The following is a 21,988-nucleotide window of genomic DNA, read 5'->3' on the forward strand; positions in this document are numbered from 1 at the left end:
AGAAACCATTAAGCCTGTGAGATATTATTTTTACAGGTGAGAGAGTCACTTCAGGGTAGAGAGATAATGAGAGCAGCTATATAAGAGATCAGCGCAATTACGAACTCTTTATTACACTGACAGGATTTTACATATTTAACGGATTATCCTCAGGAAAAAGGGCTGGAATACCAGCCCTTGTTCGTGTTAATCCCAGCTCAGAATAACTTTCCCGGACTGGCCCGAACGCATAGCGTCAAAGCCCTTCTGGAAATCATCGATAGAGAAACGATGGGTAATGATCGGCGAGAGATCGAGGCCAGACTGAATCAGCGCCGCCATCTTGTACCAGGTTTCAAACATCTCACGACCGTAAATACCTTTAATGAACAAGCCTTTAAAGATCACTTTGGTCCAGTCGATAGACATATCAGACGGCGGAATACCCAGCATCGCAATGCGACCGCCGTGGTTCATGGTGTCGAGCATGGTACGAAACGCTGGCGGCGCACCGGACATTTCCAGACCGACATCAAAGCCTTCGGTCATGCCCAGTTCTGCCATCACATCATTGAGGTTCTCTTTAGCGACGTTAACCGCACGGGTGATACCCATTTTACGCGCCAACTCAAGGCGGTATTCGTTAACATCAGTAATCACCACGTTACGTGCACCAACGTGTTTCGCCACCGCCGCCGCCATAATACCAATCGGGCCTGCACCAGAGACCAGCACATCCTCGCCCACCAGATCAAACGACAGCGCGGTATGCACGGCGTTACCGAAGGGATCAAAAATGGAAGCCAGATCATCGGAGATATTGTCGGGGATTTTGAAAGCGTTGAACGCCGGAATCACCAGATATTCGGCGAAGCAGCCCGGGCGATTAACACCAACGCCTATCGTGTTGCGGCACAAATGGGTACGGCCACCACGACAGTTGCGACAGTGACCACAAGTGATATGGCCTTCGCCAGAAACGCGATCGCCGATCTTGAAGCCTTTCACTTCCTGACCGATGCCAACCACCTCACCGACATATTCATGGCCTACAACCATCGGTACTGGGATGGTTTTTTGCGACCACTCATCCCAGTTATAGATGTGAACGTCAGTCCCGCAGATGGCTGTTTTACGGATTTTAATCAGCAGATCGTTATGTCCGAGTTCCGGTTCAGGAACGTCGGTCATCCAGATGCCCTCTTCCGCTTTCAGTTTGGATAACGCTTTCATCTCACATCCTCACTCAGGCGATTACGCCCAGTTGTTTACCAATACGCGTGAACGCTTCTACCGCACGCGTAATTTGCTCAGGGGTATGCGCCGCAGACATCTGGGTACGAATACGCGCCTGACCTTTCGGAACGACCGGATAGAAGAAACCGGTGACGTAAATGCCCTCTTTTTGCAGTTCACGTGCAAATTTTTGCGCCACTACAGCATCGCCAAGCATGACCGGAATAATGGCGTGATCGGCACCCGCCAGGGTAAAGCCCGCCGCCGACATTTGCTCACGGAACTGACGCGCGTTCGCCCACAGACGGTCACGCAGCTCGCTACCCGCTTCAACCATCTCCAGCACTTTGATGGAAGCGGCAACAATGGCCGGTGCCAACGAGTTGGAGAACAGGTACGGACGAGAACGCTGGCGCAGCCACTCAACCACTTCTTTGCGCGCCGCGGTATAACCACCAGAAGCCCCGCCCAGCGCTTTACCGAGCGTGCCGGTGATAATATCGACCCGGCCCATCACATCGCAGTATTCATGGGAACCACGACCATTTTCACCGACAAAACCAACGGCGTGGGAGTCGTCTACCATCACCAGGGCATCGTATTTATCTGCCAGATCGCAAACACCTTTCAGGTTGGCAATCACGCCGTCCATCGAGAACACACCATCGGTGGCAATCAGCACATGACGCGCACCGGCTTCACGCGCTTCTTTCAGACGTGCTTCCAGCTCCTGCATATCGTTGTTGGCATAACGATAGCGTTTAGCTTTGCACAGACGCACACCATCAATAATAGACGCGTGGTTCAGTGCGTCGGAGATAATGGCGTCTTCCGCGCCCAACAGCGTTTCGAACAGGCCACCGTTAGCATCAAAGCAGGAAGAGTAGAGAATCGCATCTTCCATCCCCAGGAAGGCCGCCAGTTTTTGTTCAAGCTCTTTATGGCTGTCCTGAGTGCCGCAAATAAAACGCACCGAAGCCATGCCGAAACCGTGAGAATCCATTCCCGCCTTTGCCGCCGCAATCAGATCCGGATGATTCGCCAGTCCGAGATAGTTATTGGCACAAAAGTTAATGACGTGGCTTCCATCAGCCACAGTGATGTCTGCTTGTTGCGCAGACGTAATAATGCGCTCTTCTTTAAACAACCCTTCCGCCCTTGCGGTTTCCAGATCGTTGGTTAACTGCTGATAAAATTCTCCACGCATTGCGATTCTCCAGACAGGGCAAATTCCAGCACATATTACCCAAACTTATAGGTTGCGACGAGATGACGCGTTAACACTTCTGCAAAATTCAGGATAAATAACGTGAATGTTGATGTCTGTTAATATCTACGGACCGTACAAAAAGCGTACATGTTTTTTGAAGGGCATTACGATGGATGATTTATTCCATTGATATAAAAAGAAAAAATGATGCCTGGCACCATTTTTTCTTTATCATCTGCTATCAAGCGCTACTCACTAAGGGAAGAAAGGCTATTTTCTTGAAAGAAAAATTCTCAGCGCCTGCATTTTTGCCCCTAAAGTGTTACTCCTGAAGCAGCGAAACAAATCGAACCATTTTCCTCTCCCCAGATAGTTTAGGTTGAAGAGATTGGGGCGTTTGTAATAGCACATGACAAAAATGCCCTGGTCATCATCCACAATGTTATTGTTTAGTGTTATTTTTTGGCTTTCCAGAACCAGTTTATAGAATTCTTTCCATTTATGCTGGGAACCAACAATTGCGCCGCCAATAATATATACATGGTTACCAATCATGAAATCAAAAGCCTGCTGTTGAGATGTGACAGTAAGCCCTTTTTTTATAGTAAAAAAATGCATCTTATTTTCATCAAATGGGAAATCCCAAACTTTCAAGCCTCGTGTTACATTTGGCTTGCGGCAATAACCAAAATCTATCCACGCTACAAGAGGTGTTTTCACTAACCCCATGTTGATAGCTTTATTTACAAAATAGGCTTTAAGGTTACATACCAATACATATTCTGGCGACCAGTACTCTGGATTTTTTAATTGTCGAGGCTCAAGTCTATTTGTAAATGACTTATCTTTTTGAATTTTTTCGATACGACTTCTGATATGTCTAAATTTCTTTTTTATATCGATAACGATAACCGTTGTTGGTTTTCCGTTGCGAATAGCTTCTACCTTTGGTTTCAAATCGGCAGAAGTGAAAATAATCATCTCATTTTCAAGTGCGGCCAGACGCTCAAAGTAACTGAAATAAACGTCTACTGAGCGTGCCAGTTTTTCACGGAACCCTTTATTAGCAGTCCAATCCCCTCTACCAATGTCAAAATAAGCAGTGATAATTGTGGTGGATGATTTCATTACTAATAAGACCATTAAAATAAAAATGGAATTATATCATAAATATTAACAGAATGTATACTGTATATTATCCATTCAAATGCTTCAGTTATTTATCAAACATCGGAATATTGATACTAAAGCACTATTCACGTGCAAAACCAACATCCGCCATGAAGGACTCGCTAAAACTAAAACTAGTTTGTTGCAATTAGCATCCTTGCATCTTTATGTAAAGGGCTGAAGGGATTCGGATGTGATGGTATGATTACAGACATTCGTGTCTGAGATTGTCTCTGACTCCATAATTCGAAGGTTACAGTTATGATCATCGTTACCGGCGGCGCGGGCTTTATCGGCAGCAACATCGTTAAGGCCCTGAATGATAAAGGCATCACCGATATTCTGGTGGTGGACAACCTGAAAGACGGCACCAAGTTTGTGAACCTGGTCGATCTGGATATCGCGGACTATATGGATAAGGAAGACTTCCTGATCCAGATTATGGCTGGCGAAGAGTTCGGCGATGTCGAAGCGATTTTCCACGAAGGCGCGTGCTCTTCCACCACCGAGTGGGATGGCAAGTATATGATGGATAACAACTATCAATACTCCAAAGAGCTGCTGCACTACTGTCTGGAACGCGAAATCCCGTTCCTGTATGCCTCTTCCGCGGCCACTTACGGCGGTCGCACCTCCGACTTTATTGAATCCCGCGAGTACGAAAAACCGTTGAACGTCTACGGTTACTCAAAATTCCTGTTTGATGAATATGTTCGCCAAATCCTGCCAGAAGCAAACTCACAGATTGTTGGCTTCCGCTATTTCAACGTTTATGGACCGCGTGAAGGCCATAAAGGCAGCATGGCGAGCGTCGCTTTCCATCTCAACACTCAGCTTAACAACGGTGAATCACCGAAGCTGTTCGAAGGTAGCGAGAACTTCAAACGTGACTTCGTCTATGTGGGCGACGTGGCTGATGTGAATCTGTGGTTCCTGGAAAATGGCGTTTCCGGCATCTTCAACCTCGGCACCGGTCGTGCAGAATCCTTCCAGGCAGTAGCAGATGCTACGCTTGCTTATCACAAGAAAGGCCAGATCGAATACATTCCGTTCCCGGATAAACTGAAAGGCCGCTATCAGGCGTTCACTCAGGCAGATCTGACGAATCTGCGCGCGGCGGGTTACGACAAACCGTTCAAAACCGTTGCTGAAGGTGTAACGGAATACATGGCCTGGCTGAATCGCGACGCATAAGAGCTCTGCATGAAAATACTGGTGATCGGCCCGTCTTGGGTTGGCGACATGATGATGTCGCAAAGTCTCTATCGCACGCTCCAGGCGCGCTATCCCCAGGCGATAATCGACGTGATGGCACCGGCATGGTGCCGTCCATTGTTATCGCGGATGCCGGAAGTTAACGAAGCTATCCCTATGCCTCTCGGTCACGGAGCGCTGGAAATCGGCGAACGCCGCAAACTGGGTCATAATCTGCGTGAAAAGCGCTACGACCGCGCCTACGTCTTACCCAACTCCTTCAAGTCCGCATTAGTGCCTTTCTTCGCGGGTATTCCTCATCGCACCGGCTGGCGCGGCGAGATGCGCTACGGTTTACTTAACGATGTACGCGTGCTCGATAAAGAAGCCTGGCCGCTAATGGTGGAACGCTATGTCGCGCTGGCCTATGACAAAGGCATTATGCGTACCGCACAAGATCTGCCGCAGCCATTGTTATGGCCGCAGTTGCAGGTGAGCGAAGGTGAAAAATCATATACCTGTAATCAATTTTCGCTCTCATCAGAACGTCCGATGATTGGCTTTTGCCCGGGCGCGGAGTTTGGTCCGGCGAAACGCTGGCCACACTACCATTATGCAGAGCTGGCAAAGCAGCTGATTGATGAAGGTTATCAGGTGGTTCTGTTTGGCTCGGCGAAAGATCATGAAGCGGGCAATGAGATTCTTGCCGCTTTGAATACCGAGCAGCAGGCATGGTGCCGGAACCTGGCGGGGGAAACACAGCTTGATCAAGCAGTTATCCTGATTGCAGCCTGTAAAGCCATTGTCACTAACGATTCTGGCCTGATGCACGTTGCGGCGGCGCTCAATCGTCCGCTGGTTGCCCTGTATGGTCCGAGTAGCCCGGACTTCACACCGCCGCTATCCCATAAAGCGCGTGTGATCCGCCTGATTACCGGCTATCACAAAGTGCGTAAAGGTGATGCTGCGGAGGGTTATCACCAGAGTTTGATCGACATTACTCCCCAGCGCGTACTGGAAGAACTCAACGCGCTATTGTTACAAGAGGAAGCCTGACGGATGCGGGTTTTGATCGTTAAAACATCGTCGATGGGCGATGTTCTCCATACGTTGCCCGCACTCACTGATGCCCAGCAGGCAATCCCGGGGATTAAGTTTGACTGGGTGGTGGAAGAAGGGTTCGCACAAATTCCTTCCTGGCACGCCGCCGTTGAGCGAGTTATTCCTGTGGCAATACGTCGCTGGCGTAAAGCCTGGTTCTCGGCCCCCATAAAAGCTGAACGGAAAGCGTTTCGTGAAGCGCTACAAGCAGAGAACTATGACGCAATTATCGACGCTCAGGGGCTGGTAAAAAGCGCGGCGCTGGTGACGCGTCTGGCGCATGGCGTAAAGCATGGAATGGACTGGCAAACCGCTCGCGAACCTTTAGCCAGCCTGTTTTACAATCGTAAACATCATATTGCAAAACAGCAGCACGCCGTAGAACGCACCCGCGAACTGTTTGCCAAAAGTCTGGGCTATAGCAAACCGCAGACTCAGGGCGATTATGCTATCGCACAGCATTTCCTGACGAACCTGCCTACAGATGCTGGCGAATATGCCGTATTTCTTCATGCAACAACCCGAGATGATAAACACTGGCCGGAAGAACACTGGCGAGAATTGATTGGTTTACTGGCTGATTCAGGAATACGGATTAAACTTCCGTGGGGCGCGCCGCATGAGGAAGAACGGGCGAAACGACTGGCGGAAGGATTTGCTTATGTTGAAGTATTGCCGAAGATGAGTCTGGAAGGCGTTGCCCGCGTGCTGGCCGGGGCTAAATTTGTGGTGTCGGTGGATACGGGGTTAAGCCATTTAACGGCGGCACTGGATAGACCCAATATCACGGTTTATGGACCTACCGATCCGGGATTAATTGGTGGGTATGGGAAGAATCAAGTAGAGTGTCGTTCTACAAGTATGTCTCTTGCAGATTTGCCAGCTCAAACCGTTTTTCAAAATTTAAATCTTGAAATAATAACCAATAAGTTGATATCGGAGATAAGATGACCTCAACATTATTTTTCTCTCTCGAGAAAAAAAACTGGATAGCGTACTGGAACAGAGCTCTCGTATTCTTATTCATTACCACCTATTTTTTGGGTGGGATTACAAGGTATAAACATCTTATTGTTATTCTTATGACAATAACGACAATCGTCTATCTCTGCAAACGGCCAAAACACTATCTTTCACTATTTAAAACATGTCTTTTTGGTAGTGTTGCCATATTAACTATTGCTGCATTGCTATCACTTCTTCAATCCCCAGATGCAGGTGCTAGCATGAAGGAAATTTTCAAAGCTATCATTGAGAATACTTTACTGTGCACAATAGCAATACCGGTCATATTGAGAGACGAGAAAAGAGAAGATGTCGAAAAAATCGTTTTCTTCTCATTTATAAGTGCGTTGGGCTTACGTTGTTTTTCTGAATTGATTGCCTATTATAAGGACTATCAACAAGGGGTAATGCCATTTGCAGATTATAGACACCGTAGCATTTCTGACTCGATGGTCTTTTTATTTCCTGCATTGTTAAATCTCTGGCTTATCAAATCAGCAAAATACCGCATTTCTTTTGCGGTTCTAAGCGTTATTTTTATTTTTCTGATATTAGGAACTTTATCCAGAGGAGCCTGGCTTTCCGTGTTAGTCATTGGATTAATATGGATTCTGATGTTTAAACAATGGAAGTTACTATTAGTAGGAGTAATGGTTTCCATCATTGCATTATCGGTTATTTTCACACATAAGGAGATGACCGCAAATCTAACGTATAAACTTCAACAAACTAATAGTTCTTATCGCTATGCAAATGGTACTCAAGGCAGCGCACTCGATCTAATATTAGAAAATCCTGTTATTGGTTACGGTTACGGTAACGTTGCATATAAAGATGTCTATAATAAACGTGTCGTTGATTATCCAGAATGGACCTTTAGACAATCGATAGGGCCACATAATTTTGCGCTATTCATCTGGTTTGGCACTGGTTTATTAGGGCTGATAAGTCTTATGATGCTATACTGCGCAATATTGAAAGAGTGTATAAAAAATAGCGTCCAGAATAAAAACCGCTCACCATATAATGCATATTATATAATCTTACTATCTTTTATAGGTTATTTTGTTATCCGTGGAAACGTAGAACAAATTGAACCAAATTTATTAGGCGTTTACGCCGGCTTATTATTAGCAATGAAAAACAAGTAAAAAATAAAAAAGGCTGCATAATGCGGCCTTTTTATTTATTCAAACCAATTATGAATGACCTCTTCAAATCTTTGAGTTACGCCATCCCAACTGTAGTGATCAAACACAAAATCCTGACCTTGCTTTGCAACTGCTGTTAATTCAGGATTCGCTAACGTTTTTAAAATATCGCTGCTTATAGAGTCTGCAGACATAGGTTCTTTTAAATGGAATCCCGTAGTATTTTCTTTGACAAATTCCGTCATCCCCCCACGCGTACTCACTAAAACAGGCTTACCAGCCCCCATAGCTTCAATTGCCACCATGCAAAATGGTTCCTGGAACTGGGAAGGAATGACAACTAAATCTGCCAGTGGGTAATAACAATGCATCTTTTCAGGCGGTATGCTTCCTAACATAATGCAACGATCCTTCAAACGTTTTGCAATTTCCCTGACATTGTGTTGATATGCACCTTTGTCACTTTTACTCATTTCTGTATAATCACCAATCACAACTAATTTTAAATTTTTGTGAGCAGCGGCCAATTTTTCGAATGATTGCATCAACAGTAATATGCCTTTGTCAGGGACGATACGCCCAGCATAAAAAATAATTTTCTCTTCAGGGGAGATACTAAGTTCGCTTCTAGTGATCGGCTGAAAAGTAGATTGATAGGTTTCTAAATCAATTCCATTTGGTACAATCTCAATATCTGCATTTGCTAAATAAGATTGGTAATACTTTTTCAAGTATAAACTAGGCACTATCATTTTAACATTTTGCTCAAGCAATTTTGGTTCAAATGCATTATGCATATGTATAACCACTCTTGCCTGAGGTGCTCGCTTACGAATTTGAGTGTATAGCTTCATGCTATTATGAACTATAATAACACTTTCTTTCGTTATAGGAAAATCATGGGCAATATTCAATATTCTCTGTGAATATGGAAGAGGATCAAGTCTTGTCCATTTTTGAAATAACCGCTTATATATGCGACTGAATCCAACCCTATGAATACTACAATTATCATTAACAAAGGTGTAATTTGAGTATCCTGGATTCTTGATACAAACAATACGATTTGGGAAATTGGTACGCTGAGCAACCTGATACATCCACGTTTCAACAGCGGCCGCTCCGCGAGGAGGAATTGAAAAAATAGGAGTAACTGTAAATATTATTTTATCAACCATCTCGAATATTAACCTTTCATAACATTATATTTAATTGCTGTAAAAACACCATCAAGAAATTTTTTCTGGTAAAGCAAGTGCTTATATTTTTCTTTATACTCATGTTTTTTAACAGCTTTTTTATAAGGTATATTTCTCCATGGAGATATATTATAAATATTACGAAAATAATCTGCCGATGCATAGTTCGCCCAATCATGCCATGGCTTAGTTACACCAGTGTAATGTATGAAGACAGTTTCATCATTAATAAAACGGGTATAATATTCGCTATTTTTTTCTTCAAATTCTGATTTTATAGTATAAATACAATTATATTTTCTTGGTAATATTTTAGCATGATGTAGAAACATTAAGTTTAAAATATCTTGATCCGGGTACTTTAATTTTTTGATAATTGACTCATCTGATAATAGATCAAAGAATTTCTCCGTTAGTCTTTGTTTTAACCATTCTCGTAAATTAATATACATTACACCAGAGTTAAAATAGCTACCGTTAAAATCCCCATTACACAAACGCTCAGCACTTTTACTTTGCATAGCATCAACATCAATTACTACAGCACCATATTCATCTTTAAATTCTAATTCCAGTAACTCATTTAATGAACCCTTACAGACAATATCAGCATCAAGATATAATAATGAATCTAATCGCGAAGAAAAATAATCAAATGAAAGCAAACGATAATAAATAGATACTGGCCAGATATTTGATTGAGGTAACGCTTTCAGTGGCTCAGAATCAATATGATATAATTTAATAACCGTTCGATATTTCGTTGCTAATTGTGATAATAATTCAATATACTCTTTGTCTAAGTAATCAGCGATTACGTGAAAGGTGAAGTTGTTTTCTTTATTATTTTCAAGAATTGAAGCAATTGAAATCGCAGCCCCAATCTGGTAGTTCTCATCAATACCCCATGAGACATTGAACGTTTCCCGTTCTTCAATTTTAACAGGGCGTTTGTCCAGTTCAATTATATCTTTAAATCGAGTAAGATGTTTAAAATCCAATTTAGTTACCCTTCATCATAAATATTATTTGTTCTTCAATCCCAGCTTGATTTTTACATCCCTGATTGCTTTTTTAATTTTCTTTTTGAATACAAGGTATGTATAGCCAAAGTCTTTCAATTCATTTTTTATATTATAGTGCCGTTCGAGATCAATACGATCTTTCGCTTTTAAAACTGCGGTTGTTTTTTTACCTGAAAGGTCTATTAGTCTTAATCCTTTTTCGGATACTATAAAATTTCCTTTATGAGGATCGCCAGACACCATTCCATGCTGATGCAACTCTTTAATCGATTCTGATAATTGATGCTTCAGATCTTCTGAAATTTCCGAATACTCATTTAACCCCACACCTTCAATATACTCAATGAGCATAATATAATAATGTGAGAAATTTAATGTTTTACGTTCAGCAAGTAAAAAATAGTCATTAATTGATTGGATGCCCTCACCACGTACCCGATCAGTTTGATAAATTAAGTTCTCATAATAATCTTTTTTGACACAAGATTTTAAGAAACGTTCGGCCATTTTATGCTTTGGCGCATAAACTTTAAGCACAAGAGGTCCGCGAGCAGTGTCAATAAGAATGACTTTAGTATCATCAATAGAACGAAAAACTTTTAATGTTTTAATCCTACAAGTTAAAAAGTCATTCAGAACTTGCTCGTAAAAGGGATCATTATCTTTTATGAGAACTTTCAACCCATTTATCGTTTTATTATATATCATGATGAAGTATTTTAACCTTAAATATTTAGAAGCATTTTTCTTTATAATATTTTAAATAATTAAGAATGCTTGCTATATAATGCTTTTGTTTAAATTTATGTTTTGCGCAATACCGATACTGATTGCTATTTACAGGTTTAAGTAAATCTTCTTTACACCACGGAGAAGCAGCTTTGGCGATCAAAAAACTACGTGACACAGGATAATCAGCCCACTCATGCCAGGGTTTTGTAGGCCCTACATAGTGTATGAACACAGTGTCATCATTGACTGGATTATCAACCTTGTCTTTTAATTCATAGTTAATACTATATCGGGTATTATATTTTTCTGATATAAATTTGACTTTACCATTCAATAATACATTCAGGACATCTTGATCAAGGTGGGTGATTTTACTTACCCAATCTGGATCACGCAACATTTCAATAGCTTTTGACGAAATGTTATTTCGATTCCACTCAACAATATTTATCAGCAAAAAACCAGCATTAAAATATCCAGAAGCTAATTGCGGTGTAGTTAGTATCGAGGCTCGATTCTGCCACCATTCAACATCTCTTTCAGCTACAACTGCGGCAATTTCATTAGTAGAAAATTGATAATCTAAGAGTTCTTTAATACTACCCTTGCAAGCAATATCTGCATCAAGATATAGTATTTTTTCATGTTTACTATAGAAATAATCTGCAATTATAAATCGAAAATATGTTGCGTAAGTCCAGTTTTTCGTGCTTGGTAATGACTTCAGCTTATCACAATTGATAACATAAATATTAATTCTTGAATTATATTGTTTTGCTAAATCGGAAAAATATAACTTGTCTTTATCACTGATATAATCTGTGAAAACATGAAATTCACAAGAGATTTCGCTATTGTTTAATAGAATAGATGCAATGGCTACACCACATCCAAAAAGAAAATTTCTATCAATTCCAAATGCTATATCAAGAGTATTTTTAGATCTTATATTCTTATAATGAAAATTATACTCAAAAAGGATGATGTCACTATCATTGAGTTGAGACATATTTACTCTGTATCCAAATTTTTGGCAAAAATAAGTTACGGGTTACAACGATTTTCGAATCGTTCTTTCCCTGATTTTTGTGGCTTTTGCTTCTGCTTGCGACAGCAGCCCTTGTTCCTGCTTGAGAATGTCTTTAAGCGGGGCAGCAAAATACACCTTCATGAACCGCCAGATATCCCGCTGAGTCAGGCCAATATTCATCGAAGAAAAATAAAGCCCAATAAGATCTTTATCGCGCCAACGACGTGGAACGCGCGTGCGAAGCTGCGCCCGGTGCAGGTCAATTACCGAAATTTTTAACTCCTCTTCCCTACCAGAAAAAGGCAAGTGCAGCAGGAAATGACAGATATAACAGTCACGGTGGTTAATGCCCGCAGCATGCATATCGCGCACCATCGTCGCGACACGCTTAATAAGCATACGCTTTACGCGAACATCTGGAGGGTTAGTCGCCCAGTCAGCACAGTAATCTTCCAGACTGATGGTTGGTGTCAGATCTTCGGTTATAATAAACGAGGTTCTGGTCAGCGGATTAATGCCTTTTTCGCCGAATGCCACCCCATACATAGTATCAACGCCGACATCCCGCAGCCGATGAATCGCATTCCATTCGCGGTCTGCGCCTAATACTGGCATCCGCAATGAGAGTAAATTTTTGATTATCTCTTTCAGGGTCGTGCCGCGATGCCATTTGAGAAAATAGCTTTTGCCCGCCATTTCAAAGCGCAGAGTGCGGCGAGTTTCCAGTTCACGAAATACCTCACCCTGCAAGGTTTTAACCTCCTCAAAAGGATCTTTACCGCGCCATAACGTGGCAAACGGCTCTTTCAGTTCAACCATCCAGACCACCCGTTATGATATCCGCCGCTTTCTCTGGCAGACTGTATAAATCTTGTGTATCAGCATAATGTCGCGCATTTTCAGCCCAGGCCTGGCGCAATGAAGATTGCGTTAACGCTTTGCGTAAAAACTCATTCAATGTTTCCTGGCGGAACGGCTCAGCAATAGCCTCGCCGCAATTAGCGTCAACAATATAATGCGCATAACCACAAACAGCAGTTGTTAGAACCGGTAATCCTGCAGTAATCGCTTCCAGCAGCACAATTCCAGCCGCTTCCTGATAGGCAGGATGCAGTAATAAATCCGCCGCCGCCATTAATTCCGAGACATCGTTACGCCCAGAGAAGAAGTGAACATTACTGCGCACGCCGCGTTTTTCTGCCAGCGCCTCAAATTTTCGCGGTTTATCCTGCCCAACAACATATAGCAATGTGTTGTGGCGCAGCGAATCCGGTAATGAAGCAAGTGCTTCAATGGAACGATCAACACCTTTACGCGTGAAGTCTGAACCGACCTGCAACAATAAATATTGTTGTTCGGTTATTCCATTCTTCTTACGGAAGATTTCACGGCTATTGGCTGGCTGCTGGCTATATTTACGATCAGGATAAATCCCCGGTGGCAGAATATGAAAACGCTCCGCTTCAGTCTGATAATGTTTCTGGAAATCGGCGATTTGCTTGTCCGTCAGCATCAGCAGCTGTGTCGGCTTGCCCTGTTCGAAGGTTGCCCGCTCAAAGGCGGCATAATGGCGATAACGTGACGACAGGCGATAGAAAAAGCCTTTCTCCTGCGCTACTTTCTCGGCATAACAAACATCAGCGGCATAATAAACGTCCAGCCCCGGCATTTTGTTGAATCCAACGACTCTATCGACGGGATGTTCACGTAAATGTTTTTGCACCCAGGCAAAATACTCCGCATTGCGCCCGTGATTGGTATGCGATTTAACCGGCACTTTGATCAGTTCAAATATATCAGGGCATTCGCCTTCCCACGACTGGGCATAAACCCGAACATGATGACCTCGGGCGGCGACTGTCTGAGCAATACGCATAAAATCGCGTTGCAAACCGCCAAAGGGAAAATATTTATATAAACAGAAAGCAACGATCATAACGACGTACCTGTCGTGGAGGATGGCAATAATTTATCAACAGCAGCAATGACATCTGCCGCCGGAATAACCGAAAGATACATCTCATTTCGGTCACGCTGATCGCGTGTTGGCATTTCCCGGTAATCTCCCGCCCAGAATTGAATCATGTTATTTGACCAGGGACGCCAGAAAATATGGTCTGTTGCACCAAACAGCGATATCAGCGGCGTATTAACTGCAGCGGCAATGTGCGCCGGTGCGGAATCAACGCCAATAAACAGCTGCGCATGATCGATTAACGCACCAAGTTCCGGGAAGGTTACCTTTCCGGCCAACGCCGTTACTGGTGGCGTCTGGCATCCCTGCGCAATTTCATTGACGCAGGCCAGATCGTCTTTATCCGGGCCGGACGTCAGAACGACTTCATAGCCACGTGTATGTAAGGCATCAATCACAGCGGAAAACTTGCCGTTGTCCCAGCATTTGAAGATTTGCCGCGCCGTAGGTTGGATAACCACATAATTTTGTCCAACACCTGCGTGATCAAGTTCGCGACGCATACGTTTCCAGCTTGCAGGCGGGTAACTCATGGTTGTCTGCTTCACCAACGATTCAAGTCCCAATGGCGTCAGCACGGATAAGTTACTTTCCACCACATTTCCACCCTGCAACGGCACCAGATGGGTGAAGCTTTTACGCCAAAAAGCAGACTGCCGATGATGATAATCCTGGGAAATTTTCACACGGGCATTTAATAAGCGAACCAGTATAGCAACCATCCATTGATCGGTAAGATTAACGATAAGGTCATACTTATTGGCACGTAATACCTTGATGAGATGAAAAAAGTTGGCAATTTTTTCTGAAGCTTTTGCTTTTTTATTTTTTATGCCGTAGAGCGCGTTAATCTCTGGATTTTCAGATAGGATCGGGATGGTGTCCTGATAAAGCAGCACATCGATTTTTGCGTCAGGGTAATTTTTTTTCAGCGAACTAATGACGGGAGTAGTTAATAACATATCCCCATGAAAACGCATCTTAATGAGCAAAATTCTTCGAAATGGCTTATCCACAAGTAACTCTTTTTGTTGAGATTATCCGATTAAGGTGAAGCAGAAAAAGCACGCTACCGCCCCAGGCTCAACAGCTACCTGAATACTGATACCGTACTGATATTGACGCGCTAGTGTATCACTTCTTTCGCGGCAATCCGATCCGAATGATTTTTAAGCACATCGTTGTTTTTCAATAAAGAAATCAATCAAATAAAATCATTAGCAACAATATTCTTTCACTGTTGCTCCGCGATTCCTTACTGCACGTACTGCGGAAATCAATGAATCGCATAAAAATACAAAAAAAGTATAGATGTTCAGCAAGAATTGGCGGGTAAATTGCTATTTAAGTCAAAAACGGGAAAAGTAATGGTAAAGCCACAGCTAAATACATAGAATCCCCAGCACATCCATAAGTCAGCTATTTACTATGCTCGAATTGCTTTACACCGCCCTTCTCTACCTTATTCAGCCGCTGATCTGGATACGGCTCTGGGTGCGCGGACGTAAGGCTCCGGCCTATCGAAAACGCTGGGGTGAACGTTACGGTTTTTACCGCCATCCGCTAAAACCAGGCGGCATTATGCTGCACTCCGTCTCCGTTGGTGAAACGCTGGCGGCGATCCCATTGGTGCGCGCGCTGCGTCATCGTTATCCTGATTTACCGATTACCGTCACCACCATGACGCCAACCGGTTCGGAACGCGTACAATCTGCGTTCGGTAAGGATGTTCAGCACGTTTATCTGCCTTACGATCTACCCGATGCGCTTAATCGTTTCCTGAATAAAGTCGACCCCAAACTGGTGTTGATTATGGAAACCGAGCTATGGCCTAACCTGATTGCGGCGCTACATAAACGTAAAATTCCGTTGGTGATCGCTAACGCGCGACTCTCTGCACGCTCTGCCGCAGGTTATGCCAAACTGGGCAAATTCGTCCGTCGCTTGCTACGTCGAATTACGCTGATTGCCGCCCAAAATGAAGAAGATGGTGCACGTTTTGTGGCGCTGGGTGCAAAAAATAATCAGGTGACCATCACTGGTAGCCTGAAATTCGATATCTCTGTCACGCCGCAGTTGGCTGCCAAAGCAGTAACGCTGCGCCGCCAGTGGGCACCTCATCGCCCGGTATGGATTGCCACCAGCACTCACGAAGGTGAAGAGAGTGTGGTCATTGCCGCACATCAGGCGCTATTACAGCAGTTCCCGAACTTATTGCTCATCCTGGTACCACGCCACCCGGAACGCTTCCCGGATGCGATTAACCTTGTCCGCCAGGCTGGACTAAGCTATATCACACGCTCTTCAGGGGAAGTCCCCTCCACCAGCACGCAGGTTGTGGTTGGCGATACGATGGGCGAGTTGATGTTGCTGTACGGCATTGCCGATCTCGCCTTTGTTGGTGGTTCACTGGTTGAACGTGGTGGGCATAATCCGCTGGAAGCTGCCGCACACGCTATTCCGGTATTGATGGGGCCGCATACTTTTAACTTTAAAGACATTTGCGCGCGGCTGGAGCAGGCAAGCGGGCTGATTACCGTTACCGATGCCACTACGCTTGCAAAAGAGGTTTCCTCTTTACTCACCGACGCAGATTACCGTAGTTTCTATGGCCGTCATGCCGTTGAAGTGCTGTATCAAAACCAGGGCGCGCTACAGCGTCTGCTTCAACTTCTGGAACCTTACCTGCCACCGAAAACGCATTGAGGTTGTTATGCAAAAACGGGCGATTTATCCGGGTACTTTCGATCCCATTACCAATGGTCATATCGATATCGTGACGCGTGCCACGCAAATGTTCGATCACGTTATTCTGGCGATTGCCGCCAGTCCCAGTAAAAAACCGATGTTTACTCTGGAAGAGCGTGTGGCGTTGGCACAGCACGCAACTGCGCATCTGGGAAACGTGGAAGTAGTCGGATTTAGTGATTTGATGGCGAACTTCGCCCGTAATCAACACGCTACGGTGCTGATTCGTGGCCTGCGTGCGGTGGCGGATTTTGAATATGAAATGCAGCTGGCGCATATGAATCGCCACTTAATGCCGGAACTGGAAAGTGTGTTTCTGATGCCTTCGAAAGAGTGGTCGTTTATCTCTTCATCGTTGGTGAAAGAGGTGGCGCGGCATCAGGGCGATGTCACCCATTTCCTGCCAGAGAATGTCCATCAGGCATTGATGGCAAAATTAGCGTAGCGTTTATGCCGGATGGTATGCCATCCGGCGCGCATCAATTACTTCTGGCACTGCCGACAATAAAACGTCGCCCGTTGTGCATGTTTCGTCGCCATAATCGGCGTACCACACACCCGACACGGCTCACCTTTTCGCCCGTAGACCTGCAATTCCTGAGCGAAATAGCCCGGTTTACCATCACTTTGCAGAAAATCTTTCAGCGTTGTACCGCCCTGCTCAATCGAACGCAGCAACACCGCTTTAATCACCCGAGCTAACAATTCACACTCTGCCAGTGACAGTGATGACGCCAGCCGATCCGGATGGATCCCCGCCGCAAACAGAGATTCGCTGGCATAGATATTCCCTACGCCTACCACCAGCTTGTTATCCATCAGCCACGGTTTAATCGCCGTTTTTTTCTTCGCGCACTTCTGATGCAGGTACTCACCGTTGAAATCGTCGCTAAGTGGTTCCGGTCCAAGGTGGGCCAGCACATTATGCCCTTCCAGCTCTTTGGTCCACAGCCAGGCACCAAAACGGCGCGGATCGGTATAGCGCAGTACTTTGCCGTTGCTCATCACCAAATCAACATGGTCATGCTTTTCGGGAGGAAGTTCTTCTGAAAGGATGCGCAGGCTGCCAGACATCCCCAAATGAATGATAATCCAGCCCTCAGGCAGCTCCAGCAGCAGATATTTAGCCCGGCGCTGCACGCTAAGCACTGGTTGGTCGCTTAAACGGTAGATCTCTTCCGAAACCGGCCAGCGCAAGCGACCGTTGCGCACCACCGCATGAAGAATGGTTGCACCAACGAGATGCGGTTCGATGCCGCGTCGGCTGGTTTCAACTTCGGGTAATTCAGGCATAGCATCTCCGGGAATGAACAGATGCAGTCAATATGGGGGCAAGCAGATAACAAAAAACCCCGCCGGAGCGAGGTTTTTCGTTACATCAAAGCGAGAATTATTTGATTTTCGCTTCTTTGTAGATCACGTGCTGGCGAACAACTGGATCGAATTTTTTCAGTTCCAGTTTTTCCGGCTTAGTACGTTTGTTCTTCGTAGTGGTATAGAAGTGACCAGTACCAGCAGAAGAAACCAGCTTGATTTTCTCACGAATACCTTTAGCCATGATTTATTTCCTCTAAGTACTTAGTACTTTTCGCCACGGGCACGCAGTTCAGCCAGAACTGTATCGATGCCTTTTTTATCGATTACACGCATACCTTTAGCAGATACGCGCAGGGTGACAAAACGCTTCTCGCTCTCAACCCAGAAACGGTGAGAGTGCAGGTTCGGCAGGAAACGGCGTTTAGTCGCGTTCAGTGCGTGGGAACGGTTGTTACCGGTCACCGGACGCTTGCCAGTAACTTGGCAGACTCGGGACATGTCTATTCTCCAAAAATCAAATTAGCTCGAGCTTCGTATGGGGTATTGGCGCCTCGTCAGGCTTTACAGCCCGGTCATCGCAGTTCTATGTGAACTCTCGATTGCCAGGCCCAAATGCCAAACCCGAGATTCTCAAAGGTGGCGTAGTATACGCTGACTCAGCGATGTGCTCAAGTCCCGAACAGACAAAGATCCCGAAGGATCGCGCATAGCGGGTTAAATCCAGCCGCGTTCGGCAAAAGAAACATACTCTCCACGCCCAATCACGATATGGTCGAGCACGCGTAAATCCATGAACTGACAACTCTTTATTATCCGTTCGGTGATGAGTTTATCCGCTTTACTGGGTTCAGCACAACCCGAAGGGTGATTATGTGCAAGGATCAGCGCCGAGGCGTTTATTTTTATCGCTTCGCGGATAATTTCCCGAGGATGGACTTCAACATGGTTTAGCGTGCCGGAAAAAAGACGGCTATGCGTTATAACCCTGTGTTGGGAGTCGAGAAAGATCACCATAAAGATCTCCCGCTCCTCGCCCGTGAGCTGGCTTTGTAAAAATTCCCTCGTCATCTCCGGGCTGAGTAAAGGGCTTTCTTCACGCATCCGCACGTTGTAGTAACGCCGCGCCAGTTCAGCAATCCCCTTTAACTGGGCAAATTTCGCCACGCCAATTCCATGAACGCCACTAAACTGTTCATATTCAGAGGTTAACAAGCCATAAAGAGAGCCGAAATTCTCCAGCATCTCTTTTGCCAGGGTTAATACATCTTTACCGCGCGTTCCGGTACGCAGAAATAGCGCCAGCAGCTCGACATCCGTTAAGGCGCTAATACCAAACTTCAGCATTTTTTCGCGCGGCATCAACAGCTGTGCATTGTTTTTCACCTTCACCTCCTTTGTGGTGCTCGCATCCTGTCATAGCCGTTCCGTTAAATCGACGGCCAGTTTTCAATCCTGGAAAGCGCCTCGCAAAGTGATTCTCAGGTGAAGGCACGACAACAAAAGTATTGTGATAAAATCGCCAACTTCTGGTGTCACCCAACAGGAAAAATCATCATGAGCCTGGCCGGTAAAAAAATCGTTCTCGGCGTCAGCGGCGGTATTGCTGCCTATAAAACCCCTGAACTGGTGCGTCGTTTGCGCGATCGCGGGGCCGACGTCCGCGTAGCCATGACCGAAGCGGCAAAAGCCTTTATTACCCCACTTAGCTTGCAGGCAGTTTCGGGGTATCCCGTTTCCGACAGTCTGCTTGACCCGGCAGCCGAAGCCGCTATGGGCCATATTGAGCTGGGTAAATGGGCTGATTTAGTGATTCTCGCCCCTGCCACGGCAGATTTGATTGCCCGTGTTGCTGCCGGAATGGCGAATGACCTGGTATCGACGATTTGCCTGGCTACACCTGCGCCTGTAGCCGTGCTCCCCGCCATGAACCAGCAGATGTACCGTGCCGCTGCCACGCAGCATAATTTAGAGGTGCTTGCTTCCCGTGGTTTGCTCATCTGGGGGCCAGACAGTGGCAGTCAGGCTTGTGGTGATATCGGCCCAGGGCGAATGCTCGATCCGTTAACCATTGTGGATATGGCGGTAGCCCATTTTTCGCCCGTCAACGACCTGAAACATCTGAACATTATGATTACCGCCGGTCCGACGCGTGAACCGCTTGACCCGGTGCGTTATATCTCTAATCACAGCTCCGGCAAGATGGGGTTTGCTATCGCCGCCGCCGCTGCCCGTCGTGGCGCGAACGTCACGCTGGTATCAGGTCCGGTTTCACTACCGACGCCACCGTTTGTTAAACGTGTTGATGTAATGACTGCGCTGGAAATGGAAGCCGCCGTAAATGCTTCTGTACAGCAGCAAAATATTTTTATCGGTTGCGCCGCCGTGGCCGATTATCGCGCCGCTACAGTGGCCCCAGAGAAAATCAAAAAGCAGGCCACGCAGGGTGATGAATTAACAATAAAAATGGTTAAAAACCCCGATATCGTCGCTGGTGTTGCCGCACTAAAAGACCATCGACCCTACGTCGTAGGATTTGCCGCCGAAACAAATAATGTGGAAGAATACGCCCGGCAAAAACGTATCCGTAAAAACCTTGATCTGATCTGCGCGAACGATGTTTCCCAGCCAACTCAAGGATTTAACAGCGACAGCAACGCATTACACCTTTTCTGGCAGGACGGAGATAAAGTTTTACCGCTTGAGCGAAAAGAGCTCCTTGGCCAATTATTACTCGACGAGATCGTGACCCGTTATGATGAAAAAAATCGACGTTAAGATTCTGGACCCGCGCGTTGGGAAGGAATTTCCACTCCCGACTTATGCCACCTCTGGCTCTGCCGGACTTGACCTGCGCGCCTGTCTCGACGACGCCGTAGAACTGGCACCGGGTGCCACTACTCTGGTTCCAACCGGGCTGGCGATTCATATTGCCGATCCTTCACTGGCAGCCATGATGCTGCCGCGTTCCGGATTGGGACATAAGCACGGTATCGTGCTCGGTAACCTGGTAGGATTGATCGATTCTGACTATCAGGGCCAGTTGATGATCTCTGTGTGGAACCGTGGTCAGGACAGCTTCACCATTCAACCTGGCGAACGTATCGCCCAAATGATTTTTGTTCCGGTAGTACAGGCTGAATTTAATCTGGTGGAAGATTTCGACGCCACCGACCGCGGTGAAGGCGGCTTTGGTCACTCTGGTCGTCAGTAACACATACGCATCCGAATAACGTCATAACATAGCCGCAAACATTTCGTTTGCGGTCATAGCGTGGGTGCCGCCTGGCAAGTGCTTATTTTCAGGGGTATTTTGTAACATGGCAGAAAAACAAACTGCGAAAAGGAACCGTCGCGAAGAAATACTTCAGTCTCTGGCGCTGATGCTGGAATCCAGCGATGGAAGCCAACGTATCACGACGGCAAAACTGGCCGCCTCTGTCGGCGTTTCCGAAGCGGCACTGTATCGCCACTTCCCCAGTAAGACCCGCATGTTCGATAGCCTGATTGAGTTTATCGAAGATAGCCTGATTACTCGCATCAATCTGATTCTGAAAGATGAGAAGGACACCACAGCGCGCCTGCGTCTGATCGTGTTGTTGCTCCTCGGTTTTGGTGAGCGTAATCCTGGCCTGACCCGCATCCTTACCGGGCATGCGCTGATGTTTGAACAAGACCGCCTGCAAGGGCGCATCAACCAACTGTTCGAGCGTATTGAAGCGCAGTTGCGTCAGGTATTGCGTGAAAAGAGAATGCGTGAGGGTGAAGGTTACACCACCGATGAAACACTGCTGGCAAGCCAGATCCTGGCCTTCTGTGAAGGTATGCTGTCACGCTTTGTCCGCAGCGAGTTTAAATACCGCCCGACGGATGACTTTGACGCCCGCTGGCCGCTAATTGCTGCACAGTTGCAGTAATA

Annotated in this window: 23 protein-coding genes; 9 read left to right on the forward strand and 14 right to left on the reverse strand. The window is 45.7% G+C overall.

Annotated elements, in window-relative coordinates:
• Positions 1 to 186 precede the first annotated feature (186 nt).
• The 3 genes from tdh to yibB form a co-directional block, all read right to left on the reverse strand.
• Positions 187 to 1,212: an L-threonine 3-dehydrogenase gene (gene tdh, locus BEB42_RS21330; RefSeq protein ID WP_000645982.1), complete on the reverse strand. Its 1,026-nt coding sequence runs from the start codon at positions 1,210 to 1,212 to the stop codon at positions 187 to 189.
• A 13-nt stretch (positions 1,213 to 1,225) separates the two neighbouring features.
• A complete protein-coding gene (gene kbl / locus BEB42_RS21335) occupies positions 1,226 to 2,422 on the reverse strand; it encodes a glycine C-acetyltransferase (RefSeq protein ID WP_001213834.1) in 1,197 nt (398 codons plus the stop codon).
• A 273-nt stretch (positions 2,423 to 2,695) separates the two neighbouring features.
• Positions 2,696 to 3,553 carry a protein YibB gene (gene yibB / locus BEB42_RS21340; protein ID WP_000842814.1) on the reverse strand — a complete coding sequence of 286 codons (858 nt, stop codon included), beginning with the start codon at positions 3,551 to 3,553 and terminating at the stop codon, positions 2,696 to 2,698.
• Positions 3,554 to 3,856: 303 nt separating this feature from the next.
• Between yibB and rfaD the strand changes: the two genes are divergently transcribed.
• Genes rfaD through rfaL form a run of 4 tightly spaced genes read left to right on the forward strand, consistent with a single transcriptional unit; the run spans position 3,857 to position 8,046 of the window.
• A complete protein-coding gene (rfaD, locus tag BEB42_RS21345) occupies positions 3,857 to 4,789 on the forward strand; it encodes an ADP-glyceromanno-heptose 6-epimerase (protein ID WP_000587750.1) in 933 nt (310 codons plus the stop codon).
• A gap of 9 nt (positions 4,790 to 4,798) precedes the next feature.
• Positions 4,799 to 5,845, forward strand: a complete 1,047-nt coding sequence (gene rfaF, locus BEB42_RS21350; RefSeq protein ID WP_105267549.1) for an ADP-heptose--LPS heptosyltransferase RfaF — start codon at positions 4,799 to 4,801, stop codon at positions 5,843 to 5,845.
• Between the two features lie 3 nt (positions 5,846 to 5,848).
• Positions 5,849 to 6,841, forward strand: coding sequence for a lipopolysaccharide heptosyltransferase RfaC (gene rfaC, locus BEB42_RS21355; protein WP_001264559.1), 993 nt, complete (start codon positions 5,849 to 5,851; stop codon positions 6,839 to 6,841).
• Positions 6,838 to 8,046 (forward strand): O-antigen ligase RfaL, encoded by a 1,209-nt coding sequence (rfaL, locus tag BEB42_RS21360; RefSeq protein ID WP_000204738.1) that lies wholly within the window; start codon positions 6,838 to 6,840, stop codon positions 8,044 to 8,046. Before rfaC ends, rfaL begins: the two co-directional genes overlap by 4 nt.
• A 35-nt stretch (positions 8,047 to 8,081) precedes the next feature.
• Here rfaL and BEB42_RS21365 read toward each other — a convergent pair whose 3' ends face one another.
• From BEB42_RS21365 to rfaQ, 7 genes are read right to left on the reverse strand one after another with little or no spacing between them, the layout of a single operon-like run.
• Positions 8,082 to 9,224 (reverse strand): lipopolysaccharide N-acetylglucosaminyltransferase, encoded by a 1,143-nt coding sequence (locus BEB42_RS21365; RefSeq protein ID WP_105267550.1) that lies wholly within the window; start codon positions 9,222 to 9,224, stop codon positions 8,082 to 8,084.
• Between the two features lie 8 nt (positions 9,225 to 9,232).
• Positions 9,233 to 10,246, reverse strand: a complete 1,014-nt coding sequence (locus BEB42_RS21370) for a UDP-glucose--(galactosyl) LPS alpha1,2-glucosyltransferase (protein WP_000346028.1) — start codon at positions 10,244 to 10,246, stop codon at positions 9,233 to 9,235.
• Between the two features lie 24 nt (positions 10,247 to 10,270).
• A complete protein-coding gene (gene rfaY, locus BEB42_RS21375) occupies positions 10,271 to 10,978 on the reverse strand; it encodes a lipopolysaccharide core heptose(II) kinase RfaY (RefSeq protein ID WP_000639950.1) in 708 nt (235 codons plus the stop codon).
• 25 nt (positions 10,979 to 11,003) lie between these two features.
• The gene (gene waaO / locus BEB42_RS21380) at positions 11,004 to 12,011 is read right to left on the reverse strand and encodes a lipopolysaccharide 3-alpha-galactosyltransferase (RefSeq protein ID WP_000080624.1); all 1,008 of its coding nucleotides are present in this window, start codon (positions 12,009 to 12,011) and stop codon (positions 11,004 to 11,006) included.
• Positions 12,012 to 12,053: 42 nt separating this feature from the next.
• Positions 12,054 to 12,851 carry a lipopolysaccharide core heptose(I) kinase RfaP gene (gene rfaP / locus BEB42_RS21385; RefSeq protein WP_001353571.1) on the reverse strand — a complete coding sequence of 266 codons (798 nt, stop codon included), beginning with the start codon at positions 12,849 to 12,851 and terminating at the stop codon, positions 12,054 to 12,056.
• On the reverse strand, positions 12,844 to 13,968 hold the full coding sequence (locus tag BEB42_RS21390) for a glycosyltransferase family 4 protein (RefSeq protein WP_105267551.1): 1,125 nt from the start codon (positions 13,966 to 13,968) through the stop codon (positions 12,844 to 12,846). Before BEB42_RS21390 ends, rfaP begins: the two co-directional genes overlap by 8 nt.
• Positions 13,965 to 15,023 (reverse strand): lipopolysaccharide core heptosyltransferase RfaQ, encoded by a 1,059-nt coding sequence (gene rfaQ / locus BEB42_RS21395; RefSeq protein ID WP_000360405.1) that lies wholly within the window; start codon positions 15,021 to 15,023, stop codon positions 13,965 to 13,967. Before rfaQ ends, BEB42_RS21390 begins: the two co-directional genes overlap by 4 nt.
• 412 nt (positions 15,024 to 15,435) lie before the next feature.
• Here rfaQ and waaA point away from each other — a divergent pair, with 412 nt between their 5' ends.
• Both waaA and coaD read left to right on the forward strand, forming a co-directional pair.
• Entirely contained in the window at positions 15,436 to 16,713 is a 1,278-nt protein-coding gene (gene waaA / locus BEB42_RS21400; protein WP_000891553.1) for a lipid IV(A) 3-deoxy-D-manno-octulosonic acid transferase, read from the forward strand.
• Between the two features lie 7 nt (positions 16,714 to 16,720).
• On the forward strand, positions 16,721 to 17,200 hold the full coding sequence (coaD, locus tag BEB42_RS21405; protein ID WP_001171862.1) for a pantetheine-phosphate adenylyltransferase: 480 nt from the start codon (positions 16,721 to 16,723) through the stop codon (positions 17,198 to 17,200).
• 38 nt (positions 17,201 to 17,238) lie between these two features.
• Here coaD and mutM read toward each other — a convergent pair whose 3' ends face one another.
• The 4 genes from mutM to radC form a co-directional block, all read right to left on the reverse strand.
• Positions 17,239 to 18,048 (reverse strand): bifunctional DNA-formamidopyrimidine glycosylase/DNA-(apurinic or apyrimidinic site) lyase, encoded by an 810-nt coding sequence (mutM, locus tag BEB42_RS21410; protein WP_001114549.1) that lies wholly within the window; start codon positions 18,046 to 18,048, stop codon positions 17,239 to 17,241.
• Positions 18,049 to 18,145: 97 nt separating this feature from the next.
• Entirely contained in the window at positions 18,146 to 18,313 is a 168-nt protein-coding gene (gene rpmG, locus BEB42_RS21415) for a 50S ribosomal protein L33 (protein ID WP_001051798.1), read from the reverse strand.
• A gap of 20 nt (positions 18,314 to 18,333) precedes the next feature.
• Positions 18,334 to 18,570 carry a 50S ribosomal protein L28 gene (gene rpmB, locus BEB42_RS21420; RefSeq protein ID WP_000091955.1) on the reverse strand — a complete coding sequence of 79 codons (237 nt, stop codon included), beginning with the start codon at positions 18,568 to 18,570 and terminating at the stop codon, positions 18,334 to 18,336.
• 216 nt (positions 18,571 to 18,786) lie between these two features.
• Positions 18,787 to 19,455: a RadC family protein gene (radC, locus tag BEB42_RS21425; protein WP_001297375.1), complete on the reverse strand. Its 669-nt coding sequence runs from the start codon at positions 19,453 to 19,455 to the stop codon at positions 18,787 to 18,789.
• 171 nt (positions 19,456 to 19,626) lie between these two features.
• Here radC and coaBC point away from each other — a divergent pair, with 171 nt between their 5' ends.
• The 3 genes from coaBC to slmA all read left to right on the forward strand — a co-directional run bounded on the left by coaBC (position 19,627) and on the right by slmA (position 21,986).
• On the forward strand, positions 19,627 to 20,847 hold the full coding sequence (gene coaBC / locus BEB42_RS21430) for a bifunctional phosphopantothenoylcysteine decarboxylase/phosphopantothenate--cysteine ligase CoaBC (protein WP_000050140.1): 1,221 nt from the start codon (positions 19,627 to 19,629) through the stop codon (positions 20,845 to 20,847).
• Complete coding sequence (gene dut, locus BEB42_RS21435) at positions 20,825 to 21,283, forward strand: dUTP diphosphatase (protein ID WP_000976064.1); 459 nt, start codon at positions 20,825 to 20,827, stop codon at positions 21,281 to 21,283. Before coaBC ends, dut begins: the two co-directional genes overlap by 23 nt.
• Positions 21,284 to 21,389: 106 nt before the next feature.
• Positions 21,390 to 21,986 carry a nucleoid occlusion factor SlmA gene (gene slmA / locus BEB42_RS21440; protein WP_000818601.1) on the forward strand — a complete coding sequence of 199 codons (597 nt, stop codon included), beginning with the start codon at positions 21,390 to 21,392 and terminating at the stop codon, positions 21,984 to 21,986.
• Positions 21,987 to 21,988: the final 2 nt, after the last annotated feature.

The organism is Escherichia sp. MOD1-EC5990, assembly GCF_002965285.1.
GTDB classification, from domain to species: Bacteria; Pseudomonadota; Gammaproteobacteria; order Enterobacterales; family Enterobacteriaceae; genus Escherichia; species Escherichia coli_F.